14 protein-coding genes are annotated in these 15,085 nt (G+C 62.6%); 5 read left to right on the forward strand and 9 right to left on the reverse strand.

The features are described from left to right. Nucleotides 1-38 precede the first annotated feature (38 nt). Genes AC1AY0_RS00440 through AC1AY0_RS00460 form a run of 5 tightly spaced genes read left to right on the forward strand, consistent with a single transcriptional unit; the run spans nt 39 to nt 5,622 of the window. Nucleotides 39-2,009, forward strand: coding sequence for a type IV secretory system conjugative DNA transfer family protein (locus AC1AY0_RS00440; protein ID WP_476525465.1), 1,971 nt, complete (start codon nt 39-41; stop codon nt 2,007-2,009). After that, on the forward strand, nt 2,006-3,364 hold the full coding sequence (locus AC1AY0_RS00445) for a hypothetical protein (protein WP_476525467.1): 1,359 nt from the start codon (nt 2,006-2,008) through the stop codon (nt 3,362-3,364). Before AC1AY0_RS00440 ends, AC1AY0_RS00445 begins: the two co-directional genes overlap by 4 nt. Further along, nucleotides 3,361-4,443, forward strand: coding sequence for a hypothetical protein (locus AC1AY0_RS00450; RefSeq protein WP_476525469.1), 1,083 nt, complete (start codon nt 3,361-3,363; stop codon nt 4,441-4,443). Before AC1AY0_RS00445 ends, AC1AY0_RS00450 begins: the two co-directional genes overlap by 4 nt. A 22-nt stretch (nt 4,444-4,465) precedes the next feature. Continuing rightward, entirely contained in the window at nt 4,466-5,251 is a 786-nt protein-coding gene (locus AC1AY0_RS00455; RefSeq protein WP_476525470.1) for a hypothetical protein, read from the forward strand. Next, the gene (locus tag AC1AY0_RS00460; protein WP_476525472.1) at nt 5,251-5,622 is read left to right on the forward strand and encodes a hypothetical protein; all 372 of its coding nucleotides are present in this window, start codon (nt 5,251-5,253) and stop codon (nt 5,620-5,622) included. Before AC1AY0_RS00455 ends, AC1AY0_RS00460 begins: the two co-directional genes overlap by 1 nt. 74 nt (nt 5,623-5,696) lie before the next feature. On the opposite strand, the gene AC1AY0_RS00465 is transcribed toward AC1AY0_RS00460, so the two are convergent. The 9 genes from AC1AY0_RS00465 to AC1AY0_RS00505 form a co-directional block, all read right to left on the reverse strand. Beyond that, on the reverse strand, nt 5,697-6,017 hold the full coding sequence (locus AC1AY0_RS00465) for a hypothetical protein (protein WP_476525474.1): 321 nt from the start codon (nt 6,015-6,017) through the stop codon (nt 5,697-5,699). After that, nucleotides 5,960-10,180: a MobF family relaxase gene (gene mobF / locus AC1AY0_RS00470; protein WP_476525475.1), complete on the reverse strand. Its 4,221-nt coding sequence runs from the start codon at nt 10,178-10,180 to the stop codon at nt 5,960-5,962. Before mobF ends, AC1AY0_RS00465 begins: the two co-directional genes overlap by 58 nt. A gap of 799 nt (nt 10,181-10,979) precedes the next feature. Beyond that, a complete protein-coding gene (locus tag AC1AY0_RS00475) occupies nt 10,980-11,660 on the reverse strand; it encodes a hypothetical protein (protein ID WP_476525477.1) in 681 nt (226 codons plus the stop codon). Continuing rightward, nucleotides 11,650-12,012 carry a hypothetical protein gene (locus AC1AY0_RS00480; RefSeq protein ID WP_476525479.1) on the reverse strand — a complete coding sequence of 121 codons (363 nt, stop codon included), beginning with the start codon at nt 12,010-12,012 and terminating at the stop codon, nt 11,650-11,652. Before AC1AY0_RS00480 ends, AC1AY0_RS00475 begins: the two co-directional genes overlap by 11 nt. Before the next feature lie 461 nt (nt 12,013-12,473). Beyond that, entirely contained in the window at nt 12,474-12,644 is a 171-nt protein-coding gene (locus tag AC1AY0_RS00485) for a hypothetical protein (RefSeq protein ID WP_476525480.1), read from the reverse strand. Between the two features lie 378 nt (nt 12,645-13,022). Continuing rightward, nucleotides 13,023-13,406, reverse strand: coding sequence for a toxin-antitoxin system protein (locus AC1AY0_RS00490; protein WP_476525482.1), 384 nt, complete (start codon nt 13,404-13,406; stop codon nt 13,023-13,025). Further along, nucleotides 13,396-13,731, reverse strand: coding sequence for a hypothetical protein (locus AC1AY0_RS00495; protein WP_476525484.1), 336 nt, complete (start codon nt 13,729-13,731; stop codon nt 13,396-13,398). Before AC1AY0_RS00495 ends, AC1AY0_RS00490 begins: the two co-directional genes overlap by 11 nt. A 216-nt stretch (nt 13,732-13,947) precedes the next feature. Continuing rightward, nucleotides 13,948-14,442, reverse strand: a complete 495-nt coding sequence (gene ssb / locus AC1AY0_RS00500) for a single-stranded DNA-binding protein (protein ID WP_476525486.1) — start codon at nt 14,440-14,442, stop codon at nt 13,948-13,950. Nucleotides 14,443-14,531: 89 nt separating this feature from the next. Further along, the gene (locus AC1AY0_RS00505) at nt 14,532-15,005 is read right to left on the reverse strand and encodes a hypothetical protein (RefSeq protein ID WP_476525488.1); all 474 of its coding nucleotides are present in this window, start codon (nt 15,003-15,005) and stop codon (nt 14,532-14,534) included. Between the last annotated feature and the right edge of the window lie 80 nt (nt 15,006-15,085).

The following is a 15,085-nucleotide window of genomic DNA, read 5'->3' on the forward strand; positions in this document are numbered from 1 at the left end:
CTCTCCCTTTCTTTCCCTTGGCGTGATTGGAGTGCGTGATGACGATAGGTTCCGAACGAACCGGCTTGGGCGTCGACTGGTATGACAGGTTGCGGCCGGATGATGGTTTCGGATCGTCGCCGTATGGCGATGAGGAGATGAGGTCGGATTCCCGACGCGGGTTGATGGTCCGGTGGCGGCGTTGGAAGGATTCGGATTGCGGCGCGTGGATCGTTGAGCACACGGGTCTGGTGAAGGCGTTGTCCCGCGAGGGGTCGCTTCTGATAAGGCATCTTGCCATCGGATCGGCGCTGGCCGGTCTGTTGGCGCTGTTTGTCGTCTATGTTTCGGTCGGAGGTGATCCGCTGGCCGCGGTGCTGTTGTCGATGCCTATGCTGGCGGCATCCGCCGCCGTGACGATCGTGCTGTGCGCGTTTTGGGACGCGTACCGGGATTCGCCGGAACGGCTGGTGGACAGGCTCGGCTGTCAGCCGGGCATGGCGACGCGGCGTCAGGTGGCGGAGCGTTTGGGCACTCGCGCGGTGATGCGCTCGGTGGTTCCCTCCGTCCTTCCCGGCATGCTGGCTCGGGCCCGGAGCGAGGACGCAAGGCCTGGGGGCGTTCCCGTCTGGCCTCATGCATGGCAGGCGGCCATGCTGGTCGGTTCCAGCCATCGCATCCCTGTGTGGCTGTCGGATGAGATGCATGTGTATGTTCTGGGCCCTGCCAGAAGCGGTAAGACGGTGTCGGTCGTCATTCCCGCCGTGGTGGAGGCTCCTGGTTTCTGTCTGGTGACGTCGACTCGAAGCGATGTGGTGTCCGCGACGAGGCTGTTGCGTGAACGCGGCGTGGCCGACCCGTCGACGGGCGCTAGGTATGGAGGCAATCGTGTGCATGTGTTCGACCCCGAGGGGTTGGGTGACTCCGATAGGCTGACCTGCCACAACATGCATTGGACCCCTCTTCTGGGGTGTGAGAATCCGACCACGGCGATGCGTCGCGCGCAGACGCTGGTGGGGGTCGGCGGATTGGGTCAGGGTTCGAACAACCGTGAATGGGGTGTGAGCGCGGGCGGATATGTTCAGGCGCTCCTGTATGCGGCCGCCGTGTCGAATCTTCCTGTGTCGAAATGCTATGAGTGGTCCCTGAGCCCCCAGGCGGCCCGTGAGGCGGCCGGCTTGATTCGCAGGCATGCCGCGGGAGGTGATGGCATTCTTCAGTGGGCCGACACGATTCAGGGGTTGGAGCATATGGATTCGCGCCAGTTGTCCAGCGAATGGTTCGGCGTACGCAACGCGTTCGCCATTCTTGCGGATCCGTCCGTCCGTCGTTGCGTTGATTTGCCTCCGCGTGATCCGAGGCTCATCGATCCGAAACAGATGGTCAGTGACGGGGACACGGTGTATGTGCTCTCCCGTCCTAAATCGCAGACCGGCGGCGGTGTCAACGCGGGTTTGTTCGCCGCGTTGCTGTTGGACACGTTCCAGGAGGCTTGCCAGGAGCTGGCCCTGTCCGCCGCCGCGAATGGTCCGGGGGGCAATCTGCGCAAGATTGAGCCTCCGGCGAGGTTCGTGTTGGACGAGTTGAGCAACATCGAGACGTGGGGCGGACTGCGCAACGCGGTCACCCAGGGTGGCGGCAACGGTTATCAGCTGGTCATGGTCGAGCAGGACCGCAATCAGATGATCCGCGACTATGACCGGGAGACCGAGGCCACGATCTGGTCGAACTGCAACCGGATCATGCTCGGTGGCGTGACCGATCGGGATTCGCTCGAATGGTGGGGTATGCAGATTGGCCGGCATGAGACCACGCGGCGCGACGCGTCCTGGAATCCCGGTCAGGGTCCTTTGGGTGGCTTCTCCGAGCGCACGCAGTCGGAGGAAAGCGTCATGCCGTATGAGCTGAGCCAGCTGCCGCATGGCTGGATGATAGTGCAGCCGGTGCGCATGCCGCCCGTTCTGGTCCGCGCCATGCATTTCATGGAGCGCGGATGGTGGAGGGAAAAGAATCAGGAGGAGACGCGATGAGCGGACGTGATACGGGAGACGGCATGATGGATGTGGACGAATACCTGCGCCCGTACATGGACGAACGGGTGGATTCGGAGACCGGCGAGGTCTCCTCCCCCGCCCGGCCCGTTCCGGCCTCGAATTGGGCTCAGGGTCTTGATGCCAGCTCGGCCACCGCCGTCGAACTTGCCGGGATGCTGACGGCGGCCTACAAGGCCCATCAGGGCAAGGATCCCTCCGCCAGCATGGTGAAGGCGATCGATGCCGTGGTCCAGCAGGTGACCGGCGAGCCTCCTGTCGAACCCGAGTACGGGCCCGGATTGTGGTCGTCGATGCCGCAGATCTCTTGGGATTCGATGACCGTGGCCCGGCCGTTGGATTGGACGGGCGCGCCGTCGCGCACCTCCATCGACCTGATGATGCTGCACACGATCCGCTACGGCGAGTGGCTGTGCCGCACGTTCCCTGATTGGGACCAGACGCTGCCGGAGTGCTGGCCCGAACATGATGCGATCGTGCAGGAGGTGTTCTCGTTGAAATGCTATGCGGATATCGTCGCGGCAACGCAGACGGGCGGCCTCTACGCGCCGTCCCTTCTTCAGGATATCCACGCGGCTTTGGCCCGGATCAAGGAGTATCTGGGAGCCGAGCATGCGGAGCGTTCCGGCCACGTCCATCACATGGCCGACCAGGAGGCCGTGGCGAGGCGTGTCCGCAGGGAACGCGAATACGCGAAATGGTTCGCACGGCAGGATGGATGGCATGGCCAGCCTCCTTTCACGGAACGTTTCCATGCGGAACCGGATTTCGTCTCCTCCGTCCTGCTTGCCTATGGAACTCCCCCGCGCGAGGCGGACCATGACGAGTCTCCCGTGCCCGAGAGGTTGCGCTCCGCGCTCGGCGCTTCGGAAAGGGAGCTGAGGGGCTTCATGCGTCAACGCGACGAGATAGCCGCCATGCCCGAGGGCGATGACCGTAGCAGCCGTACGATGAGGCTGTCCACAGCATCGGCCGACAGCCTCACCCGGCTCAGCAAGGTATGGTCCGACTATCGGCAGGCGGAGCTGAAGGCCCGTGAACGTCTGGAACGCGCCGTGGCGGCCGGAGACCGCAGGCTCGCGGATCCGAACCGTCCCATAGCCGCGGAACAGGAGCAGGGCATCCGTCGGCTCCAGAATCAGGCATCTCGTCTAATGGAACGGGCCGGCGACCCGAACTGGGATGGGGACTCGTATCGTCCGGCTCCGGTCGAACGCGAGCTCGCGATGGCACGGGACCTCGAGCGTCTCTCCCAGGACGACAGCCTCGATTCGCTGGAAAGGCTATCCCGTCTCATACCTGAGATCAGGGATTCGCTCGGAGGTGTGGAATGAGCGTGAAGCGACAGGACCTGTTCGACCAGCTTGCCGCCGCTGACCGCGGCGACGACTGGGTCCGCCGCATGCTTTCCGACGGTATCGAAGACGACATGCCGGCCGCGGATGACACCGCCGACCCGCAATCCGATCATTCCTTGGAATCGTCCCTCCCCTCGGCGGCAGATGAGCAGGATGGCCCCACGGGACTGCTGGAGGTTTCCGATCCGGCCCCGGAAGCGGATCGGAGCGTCCGCGCTCCGGAGGACCGGCGGACATGGCCTTGGGTCGCCGCCGCCTTGGGCGTGCTCGTTTCGGTGGCTCTCATTCTGGCCTTGTTCGGTTCGGCCGGCATGGGTCAGGCTCGTTCGGATGCGTCACGCGCGCTCACCGATCTGTCGGCCGCGGATGACGTGTCGGCGTCCGTGTTGAAGAGTCACGCGGCGAGCGAGCTGTCCGAACCCGGATTATGGCATGATCTGTCGGCCCGGCATAAGGCCAACTCCGAACTGCTCGGCCGAAACGTGGATTCCCTGGACATGCGGGACGCGCGGGCGTTGTCCGAGCAGGCCGGCATGGCCGCGCGGTCCACCAGAAGGCTGAACGCCAAGGTGAAGGCCTCCATCACCTCCCGGAGGAATTCCACCGCGTTCGACTCCCTCCGTTCCTCGCTCTCCTCCGCCAGTTCCCTGCTGGACGGGGCCGTGGAGGATGACGATACGAGGTCCGCCATCGCCGCTCTGAGAGGACTGGTCGACGATGCCGAATCCCTCAAGGCTTCCTCCGGCGCGACGAAGCTCGACGCTATGCGCAAGCGCGTCGACGAGGCGCGCAAGAAGCTGGAGGATTCCATCGGAACGCAGGCGAGACATGCGCAGGAGAAGGCCGAACGGGAACGGCAGCAGGCCGAACAGCAGTCACAGGCGGATACACAGGTCGCGCAACCCCAATCGACTCCGCGTCGAAGCCAATCACCAAAAACAGGGGGAACGGGTTCGACGGGAGGATCTTCCGGGTCTTCCGGATCCTCGGGCGGCTGGAGCGTGCCCTCCACCGACGACGGCACCGGCCTGCCCAGCAATGATCCCACGTTATAGGCGTTTTCGGAAAGGAATGATCATGACCAGACATGGCAGCGACGATGGATTGGGCGGAAGGCTCCGTCGATGGTGGGATTCGCGTCCACCGAAGCATCAGGCGGGCATGCTCGTCGCCTTGGCGGTGGCGGGGGCCCTCACGATGGCGGCGGTCAATCCGTTCCACCCGCTCATCTCCGCAGGCTCCCCGCAGACGGGAGCCACGTCCCCGACCGCCGAAACCGGGAAAACCGGACACGGGACGGAAGACTCTTCGGCTGCGGATTCCACGTCCTCCGCGGATGATGTCTCGTTCGAGGGCGGGACCGATCAGATCGCCGAACGGGTGCGGTCGATACTGAACTCCCCCGAGGATGGGAACATCGACTCTTTCGGCCAATTGCTGCTCCGCCACGGCGACGACGGGCTCGGCAACGCAACCGTCGTGTTCGAGGCCGTGGGACGTCAGGAGGAGCCATCCGCGGTAAGGCCTTTGGCGGAATCATGGTACAGGGACGCGTTGCGGAAGGCCACGGAGTATCGGAGGGATGATCTCGAATCGAGCCTGCCGAATACGAAGTCCGCGGTGTCGAGGCTGGGCTCCTCGATCCCAGCTGAGTGCGAAGGCCTTGCATCGTCGGTGTCGGATGCGTCCGCCGTGGCCTCATCCGTCTCCTCGGATTACGAGTCGTTGACCAAGGCGCAGCAGAATCTCACGAAGGCTGTGTCCTCATGCGCCTCGACCCTTGACGTCGACCGGCTGGCCGAGGTGTTCCCCCAGGATGGGCCCTCGGCCACGGTGCCCGATACGGGGAAGGAGGGAGAGTGATGGTGGAGCATACTTCCATGCCGTCCGGGAGGGACACGACCGTCCTGGCCATAGGGGAATGCGAATGCGTGGCGAGGATACTGCCGAACGGGGTGCGTAGCACGCTCATGGGGAACGGGACGCGGATCCGCGTGCTGCGATGCGTCACCGGCAACGACGGCCGGGAGACGCCTATCGCGCTGCTTCCCTCGAACGGCAGGATCCATAATCTGATGCTCACGGCGACCGGCGGCGAGACCGTAAGGTTCACGGGGCGTCCCCGGCTGTGGGCTCCTTCGCAGGGAAGGCCGGTGCTCGCGTTCACCGTGACGGCGATGAAGCTCGAGGACACCGCCGAGGCGCGGATGCTCCGGTCGAAAATCGGGCGCTGAGTCCCCGAATGGAACAAGTCCGCGGGTTCAACCGTTCGAACCCGCGGACTCGTTCCATCCCGTCTCTGAATCGTCTAACTCACCGGCTGGAGCAGTGGCTCATGTCCGGCCATCCGCTCGAGCAGGCCTCCGATCTCGGGTATCGGGAGGTATCTGGCCATTATGGTCCAGATCACGGTGAGCATGACGAGCGTGAGTATGACAGTTACCGCGATCCATAGGATCTGCCGGATGAGTCCTCCCCCGGCGACGGCCCGACCGGTGACTCCCGCCGCCACCGCAAGTGTGATGGCCAGGGCTATGAGCAGAGGCGTGTCCCAGTCGGAGAGGATTCCGGTCAGATGGCCGGCCCATCGTACGAGCTGTTCGGCGAGGCTTCTTGCTGTCTGTTCCATGATGCGTCTCCTTGGATTTTGTGGTTGTCCATGTGCGTTGTGTTTGTCTTCCGTTCCACGTTGGGCTGGGGCGATATGTCCGTCTTCCTGTTTGGCTTTCGGGATGCGGGCTTGCGGCCGGGGTTGACGGTTCCCGTTCCCTGTCCGGTGATTCTTGCCTCGAGGTTGCACCAGTGCTGCTCCTGTCTGCCGCTTTGGCTTGGAGGACGCTTCCCGATCGGATTCTCGGGATCGTGGATGTTCCACATGGCACGGTATACGGCGATGTCGCGCAGCAGGTTCGGGTCCTGTTTCTCCTGTTGTGTTTCCTTCGCCTTGATGGCCCATGTCTCGCCGCTTTTCCCTGCCTGTTCGGCGAGATGGTCTGCCGCCTGTTCGATGAGTCGTTCGTTCTGTTTGACGAGGTCGAGCGTCTGCGTGTGCTTGGAGGCTTTGATGGGCGGGATGATTCCCGCTATCCATTCGTTTCGGACGGCGCTTTGGGTCCGGTCGAGCAGCCCGTTGCTGAGCCTGCCCGCGAGCACGGCCGCGTAGTCGATATGTCCTTTCGGTGCCTTCGGGGTTCCGATGGGTTTGCCGTATTCGTTTTTGGTGTTCCGGTCGAATTCGTTCCAGTCGGGTATCATGCCGGCTCGTATGGTGCCGTTGTTGATGTGTGTGGCGATGAGCGCGTCCGCGGCGGGAGCGTATTTCCGGTCGAAGTCCAGTCGGATGTTTCCGTCGTCGCCGTGGCGCTTGACATAGGGTATGCCGAGCCGTTCGAACTGGTCGGTCAGCATCATCGCATGCGGATCCCGTTTATCCGGTCGGATGGTGATTCCCGTCGTACCCTTGTCGGTCGCGTCGCTGCCGGGCATGTGTTTGCCGGCTGTTCGTAATGCGTAGGGGGTCGTCTGTTCGATGGTTGGTGTGCGGGTTCTGAGTTCTTTGGGTTTGATCGGCCGGTCGATGATGGCCAGGGCTCGACGGTGGTCGGTCATGTAGGCCCTTGCCCATGTGGCGCGAAGCCATTCGTAGCTGGGTGAGGTTTCGATCATGCGCATCTCCCCTTTGTTGTGATGTCGGCTGAGTTGATGCATGAGGTGGGGTCCCGCGATCAGGCCTCCGAGGAACGCGTTCTCGTGGAGGAGGCGTTGGAGTCCGTAGCGTTGCTCGTGCTCGTCGAGCATGGTTTCGGTAGCCGTCCGGTTGTCCGGGTGGGTGAGGAGCGTGTTGAGCATTCTTTCCCGTGCGATGTGGTGGGGGTCTGTTTCGGTGCCGTATAGTTCATGGTCGGTCCGTCGTTCGTCCTCGGTCTTGCAGGCGTAGAAGACGTGGTTTTCCTCGCGGCCTCGCGTGAGGGACACGTAGAGCAGGTTGAGGGGTGTGTTCGCGTCGCTGGGTACGACGACGGCGCACTTGTCGACGGTCATGCCTTGCGTGCGGTGGATGGTGGTCGCGTATCCGGCTTCGCAGGCCTCCCGCGCCCATATGCGGGGTATGTTCCATCGTTTGCCTTCGGCATCCCTGCAGGTGAGCGTGTCCCGTTCGACCTGTTCGATGGTGAACGTCATGCCGTTCTCTATTTTCCTTCCCTCACTGTCGGTGACGTTTCTGCTGGGTTGTCTGTTGACGATCCGGTCCCCGGCTCCTACGTCGAGACCGTCCGACAGTCGCGTGAGTCGTGACGGGTCGGCGTCGGAGAGTCCCTGTATGCGGCGTTCGAGTATGGTCCGCCGGTTGAGGTCCCTGACCTGTTCGTTGGTTCCGGCGACGAGGAGTGTCGTTTTGCCGAGTTTCTGCCAGCGTACGGTCATCTGGTAGGCGTCGTTCTCACAACGGTCGTCCTCTCCCCAGTGGAGACGCCCGTGTTGGTCGTATTCGTTGATGAGGTTCCTGCATTCGGTCATGGATGCGGGATCGTCACGGGTTCCTCCCCGCCGAAGTCGCAGCGTGTTCGCCCCTTCGTCCACCCAACGGTTTTTCATCCCTTCCGGGTCATTGGCCCAGAGTTCGGGATCGGAGCGGAACCTCCAGATGCTGGTGAGGCCAACGCTGCGTCCGGTTCGTTCTGCCCATGCGAGCAGTCCTGTGGGGCCTTCTGGAGCGTCGAGCTGTTTCGGGTCGCCGGAGAGGATGAGGCGGGCTCCGGCTTGTTCGCAGTATCGTGCGATGTCGTACAGGTCTCGCGTGTTGACCATGCCGGCCTCGTCCACGATGACGAGCTGTCCCGAGTGGATTCTCCCGGTTTGGCGGTCCGCGTCGAATCGGGTGATGGCGCGGCGGACACGGTCTCGTGCCTCCGGGGTCGCTGCGGCGGCGAGCCTGCATGCGAGTTCCCTGCGGGTGGCGTTGGCCTGGCTGGTGCTTTCGGGGCTCATGTTGACCTTGAGCTGGGCTATGGTGATCGCGGTTGATTGGATGCTGTCGGCGAGTTCGTCGCGTGCGCGGGCCGCCAGGCATAGGCCGAGCACGTCGCCGCCGGTGTTGTTTTTCCATGCGCGGGCGACGGCTCGCATGGTGGTGGTTTTGCCGGTGCCGGCCGGGCCGATGAGCGCTGATGCCTGACCGGGGCTTTCGAGCAGATGGACGGCGGCTTTCATCTGGTCTTCGGAGAGTGGCCTGTTCCGGTCCTGCATGGTTTCGAGCGTCGTTTGCGCGGTGTCTTTCTTCCATGCCAGTGGATCCGTGTGGTCGAACAGGTCCATCACATGCTGTTCCTTGTCGAGCGTTTCCCGGCTTGTGTAACGGTCGAGGTCGGGGTCGTCGAGCGTGCTTCGTCCTGGTTCGATGACGAGCGCCGGATCCTTGAGCGTCTGTGCTACCCGGTATCGGGTCGGGGTGAGTTTGACGCAGCGTTCGAGCGCGAGATCCGCTATCCGGTTCACGGCTTGGATGCGTTGCGTCGGGTCGAGTCTGACTCCGGAGAGGAGCCGTTGCGCTTCGGATCGGATGTTGCTTCGCGTCCATGTGGTCTTTGCCCCTGATACGGTGCGGTATGCCTGTTCGGCGAGCTGGAGCTCATGGTCGTCGGAGAACGGTTTCTGGTGGTCGGCGAGCTGGCTGGTGAGCCGTATGGATGCGGATTGTTCCACGGTGTTGTCGAGGTGCATGGTCGTGGCGCGATGGGAGTTGACGGCCGCCCACACGTCCTTCATGTTCAGGTCGGGCGCTCCCTCTTTGAGTTTGTGCTTCCAGAGCGCGTGCTTGTCCGCGAGGCTGGGTTGGATTTCGGGTTTCGCCTTGCGTGTCTCGAGCCATACCTGCGCGTCGATCTCCGCCCGTCTGCGCCATCCGACCGGCCGGCCGTTGCGCTGTTCCTCTTCCGCGACGCGTCTGTCGGTCTCTCGGGCGATTTCATCGTGTCGTCCGCTGAACAGGTCGATGAGCTCCTTTGGGACTCCTTCGATTTCCATGCCGATGGCTTTGGTTCCTTTGGTGTTTTCGGTCTCGTGCCATGACCATCCGAGTCTCTGTGTGATGAGGTCCATCACGAGGTTCCTGTTGTATTCGGACAGTTCCACGATGCTGGCGTATACCTTGCGTCCGTCGAGCGCCGTCCACTGCCGGTCCGATGATCGGCGGACTCGGTTGCTGATGAAGATGTGCGTGTGAGGGTGCGGGTCTCCGTCCCTGGAATCGTAGTGGTCGAACGCGAATCCGGCCACGCCGTCGCATTTGACCGACGCGACTCCTCCTTGTCCCGCGCGGGTGGCGGCGTATTCGTTTTCGAAGTATTCGATGGTCATTCGACTTGCCTCGTGGAGGCAGTCGTCGATGACGGTGCGTGTTTCGGGGTCCGCGAACGCCCAGAGTACGGAGAGGCTTTTGGGGACCGTCTGGGTGAGGTCGTATCCGGCGTTGGGTTCCTGTCCGTTGTCTCCGGCTTGCATGTCGGTTTGCATGAGTGTGGATCCGGTTTCCGGGTTGCGGCGTTCGTTGATGAGCATGCGCACGGTGTCGGCGCCGGCTTCGTGTCCTTCCTCTCCTCCGAGGAGCCGGCTGGCCGATCCTATCCATCGGCCTGGGGGGTTTCCTACGGCGTTGTAGTAGGCGGCGGGGTTGGCTCCTGCGATTTTTGTGGGCATATCCGTGTCGGCTATGGTTCCGTCCGCCTGCAGCGGGTCGCGTGCGGTGGCGAGTGTGTATTCGGCGCTGCTGATCTTGGTCATGCTGATCGTCATGGTCGCTGTGTTTCCTTCGATGATGGTTGTCTGTTTTCCGACTGTCGGGTTGGGTTGTTGTGTCGTAGGATTCGTGCGGCGGTTTCCGGTCCGGTTTTCTCGTCGCACAGGTTGAGGAGTCGGTCGATGAATCCTTCTGGTTTTCTTTCCTTTATTCCGTTGGGGTCGTTTCGTGCCGCGACGGCTATCATGCGCGCGAGCGTGGTTCGGAGTTCCGCTTGGCTTCGACCGGTGTTCTCCTCGAGGTTTTCCATTTCGGCTTGGATTCGTTCGCTGCGCCGTCGCAGATCGTCCGTCTGCGATTTGAGCCTTCCCTTATGCGTCGCGTTCGCTGCGATCGCGTTCTCCCTGCGATGCCCGTTGTCTTTGATTCGATGACGGTCGGCGCAGCTTCCCGGGCAGAAGTCCGGGTTGGGGCCGCGTGCTCCCAACGGTATGGCTGTCCGGCATTCCTTGCATCGTCGTCCCATGCCGTTTAACCGATGGGCCCTGTTCCATTCGTTGCGGCATTTTCTCGAGCAGAAGTCGGGTGTGGGTCCGTTTGCAGGTTTGCGCATGGCTTTTCCGCATTGTCTGCAGTAGGAGGCCGGCACTTGGTCGGGGTGGATGCTGCGTGACTGTCTTCTGCAACGGCTTGAGCAGAATCCGTCGGGCCAAAGATCGGTGTATCCGTTTGGGCATCGTTCCCATCTGCAGTAGCCGGCGTGCTTTTCGTCCGGTTTCCGTGATGGCGTGGCTCTCGTGTGGCTCTCGAGGCTCTCTTGCGTGGCCCTCTTGCGTGGCCCTCTTGGCTCTTGGATCATTGGTGGTCCTTTGGCTCGAGGCTCCACCATCCGTGGTCCAACCGGTTTCTGCCGTGGTGGTCCTCGTTCCAGATGCGATCCACGACCTGGACCATGTCGATGACGGAGCCTTGGTCGTCGGCGTGGTCCAGGTCCGCGGTGTAGGCGGGCCAGTCGTCCGGCCCGATATCGGGCCAGAGGGCCACGAGCCTCTTGGATCCCTCTGGATCGATATCGGGGTCGATGGTCCAGGGCCTGGCATCGATCCATCCGGTGAGGTCCGCGATCCGGTCCATGCCGTTCCGTCCGATATCGCGTGCGAGGGCCACGAGCCATTCCTCGCGCCATTCGACCAGGATCATGGGCGTGAGAGCCATGACCTCGATCATGAGCCTGACCTTCCAGTAGCATTCCTCCACCGCGGCCCGGTTGGCCTCGTCCGCCTTCCGGTTGCGCTCCCTCACCGCGCGAACCAGGCCCTTCGCCGCGAGGGCCGCATCCCGTCTCGCTGCCAGCAGCTCGGCCTCGGCCCTCATGCGACGCCGATACTCCCTTTCGGCCTCTCGGCGGTGAGCGTCCCGTCTCTCACAGATTCGGTGCACTCTCCTATACCCGGGCTTCCTCCTGTACATCTCCAACACTTCCAACCCGCATACGGGGCACACGGGAGGCTTTTCCACGCTGTTTTCATCGTTCATGAGCCTTCCACCCGAGCCTCCTGCGGACCCCGTTCGATATCGTTTCCCCGATATCGGGGTCGAAACTCACGAGGGACGCTAATTTCGTTGGAATTCCGCCGAAAGGCGGTGCCCTGAAGGGCATGGGTGCAAGAAGTGCATGTCGTTTGATTTTGAGGTTGGGTTCTCTTATTTTGATGGATTTTTCTTTGTGATGTGGTTTTGATTGGTTGTTCTTGCTTTTGATGGTTCTTGGTTGTTTTTTTGGTGTGGAATTGTCTGTGGGTTTTTCTGGTTTGTTGACTTTTGGGTGGGGGTTTCCGTGTTTTTCCTTTTCCCCGGCCTGGACCTGAATCCTCCATGCTTCCCTCATGCCGCCGTCATGATGCGGGCCTCATTGTCCGGTTTCGGCGGCGTGAGGGGATGCCGGCTATCCGCTCGTGCACGGCCGGTGTTTCTCCGGCAATGATTCCATGCCTGCGTCGATGCGGTCCTTCATGCCGGTTGCTGCTTCCGGCCGGCTGGTTATGCGGGTTGTGCTGATATCGGCCGGAGGGAAAACGGCCGATGGCCGTCACGGCCGGACATGGCGTCCGTCCGTACGTTCCGATATCGCGTGGCGTCGATATCGGTTTGATGTCCGTTGTGGCGGAACCGGCTGGCCAGGCCGGTCTTTTCCTCCCTGGTCAGCTGGTGATATCGGCCGGTTCGTTTTGTCTGCCGATATCGCGGGTGGCGGCCGGCGGGTCCGATATCGCGTGGTGTGGGTATCGGCCGATATCGTGACCGTTGTAACCGGCCGGAACGGCCGGTGGCCCTTGCGGGCCGTGGCCGCTAGTCCTGTGGAGCCCAGGGGTCGAATCCGATATTCTTTTCCGGCAAGTCGTCGCAGCATTCGGGATACGTTCCGGTGTTCTTGACGTAGTTGACGATGCCGTATGCGGTGTGTGTGACGGGCGCCCAGGGGTCGAATGCTGCGGTGGTCTGGTTGTTGTCGTTCTTCATTGTTCCGTTCCTTTCTGGTTGATGACGGGAACAGGAGGACATGGGGCGGGGATCCGCGCAACGGGAACACGGCCGCCGCAGCGAAGCGAAGGCGAGGCGTGGGCCGGTTGCGCGGATCCCCGCCCCATGTCAGGATGCGGACGGCATCAATCAGACAGGAACGGAACAATGAACGACTGCGGCCGACTCCCCTTATCGCATTCCCGTCCGCTGCCGAATGGGAGCCAAGGTATCCGAGTCACACGGTTCGCCGGACCCTCGCTCCGTTTCCCGGACCGGTCCACGCTCCCCTAGCCGTCGTCGCCGTCATCCGTCCGGACATGGAAAAGGGGATGCCATCGTTGACGGCATCCCCTGTGGTACGGGTCTCGTGGATGGTCAGGCCGGTTGAAGCCTGCGTTCCTCGTGATGTGCTGCGGCGTCGGCCATGATGAGGGCACGATAGTAGTCGCTCTTGTTGACGCGACCGTTCTTATCGATGTACCCGTCTCGTCGGGCGGCGTATTCGATGTAGCTTCCCCATGATTCCGGCAGCCGGAACCGTTCCTGCATGCTCCTCTCCCGTTCGTCCCGCGCGGGGGGCCTGCCCCTGCGTCCCGACTCCCTCATGGCTTCGAACATGTCCTCGGCCGGGATGTCGTCATCGAGCAGCATTGCGGCCATGTCGGCGGCTGCGGAGCCGGAGAACGCCGCCAGTGGCGGTTTCGACGGCGCCGGCTCGTGTTCGTCTGCGAGTCCGTTGAGGTATTCCTCATCGACCATGATAGTTCCTTTCCTTATCCCATTTCAGCCAATAGGTCCGCCACTTGTCGGTCAGATGCTCGGCATGGAACACAAGTTTGTCGCTTCCGTCCATAGTTATCAGCAGTTCGATGAGGTCGTTCTCGAGCGCGCCTGGATGCCTTTTGCATATCATCAGGACCACCGGCGGCCTCACCGTTTTCGCCGGGGGTGCCACCTGGTCGTCGTTCGGGTCGACCAGCGCCACCCAGAGTGGATCGCGCATCGACTTCCTTATCAGTTGTTCGTCCAGACGGTCCTCCGCGAAGTGACGGTACGCTGATTTCGGGTCGAATCTTATTGCCATGCAATAATTGTACCACAATTATTGCATGGCGTCGAGCCGCACCGCGGTTGAAATCCGGCTTCGGCGCTTCGGACGGGTTCGCGGTGCGGGCCCGACCGGCCAGAATTCCACGGCCGGCTCCCTCTTCGTGGCCGGTGCCGGTGTCCGTTTGGATACGGAAAAGGGGATGCCGTCGTTGACGGCATCCCCTGCGGCATGGGTCGGGCGCGGGTTCGCTCAGATGGTGGGTTGCTGAGGGTTGGCGGGTGCGAATCCGTCGGTGTAGGCGGGTTGTGGCGCGTATGACTGTTGGCCCGGTGCGGGCATGGCCGGCTGGCTGCGGCCGGCGAAGCCTTGGCTGGTCTGGGTTTTTGCGATGCTGACGGTGGCGAAGCGCAGGCTTGCGGCGACGTCGTCGGCGTGGAGTTCGTAGCTGGTGCGACGGGCTCCGTTCTGGTCCTGGTATTCGCGCTGCTGGTAGGTGCCGGTTACGGTGACGTAGATGCCTTTGACGAAGCCGCTGGCCTGCATATGTTCGGCGAGTGGACCTGCGGCGGTGCAGCGGATCCAGGTGGTGGCGCCGTCCTCCCATTGGCCGGTCTGCTGGTTCTGGGTGCGGGCGGTCTGCGCGACGCTGAAGCTGGCGAAGACGGTGCCGTCGCGGCTGGTGCGGTAGTCGATTTGGCTGCTGTTGCCGGTGACGGTCATGGGAATGAAGTTGATGGTTGCCATGTTTGCTGCTCCTTTGGTTGCGTCCGGCGTGGTGTGCCGGGTTCGTGTGGTTCACGGTTCGGCGGGGCGGATATCGCCCCGCCGGCCTGTCAGTTGTTGACTGCGAGGTTGATGGTGATGAGTGGGTTGGTGACGTCGGGGATGCTTTGCTCGGGTGGCCAGTCGTCGATGCCGGCGGTCTGCATGATGCCGTTGAGGCAGCTGCTGTGGGGGCAGGCGAGCTCCCATTGCCAGCATTGGCGGTTGGAGAGGGCCATGACGCGGTCCCAGAGGCGGTAGCCGTCGGGGTCGAGCGCGGGCCGTGGCGCGTTGAGCAGGTCGATGAGCGCCTTGACCTGGGCGCGCAGGCGTTCCTGTTCGCGGTGGCGGATGGCGTCCACCTGTTTCCAGACGTCGGGTGCGTCGTCTCCGTTCCATGCCTGGTTCTTGAGTTCGGCCTCCTCCTCGGTGGCGGCGGGGTCGAGGGTGACGCTTTTGCGCCATGCGATGCCCATCTGCCATGCGCCGGCGTCGGTGGCGTCGGTGTCCTTGGTCATGGTGACGGTGATGCGGTATTGGGTCATGTCCCGCTCCTTCCGAGGATTTCCACCCTCCTTGTTTACACCCCCAAGTATAGCATACATTATGCTTTCTGTCTAGTGGG

This window comes from Bifidobacterium sp. LH_416 (assembly GCF_056357055.1).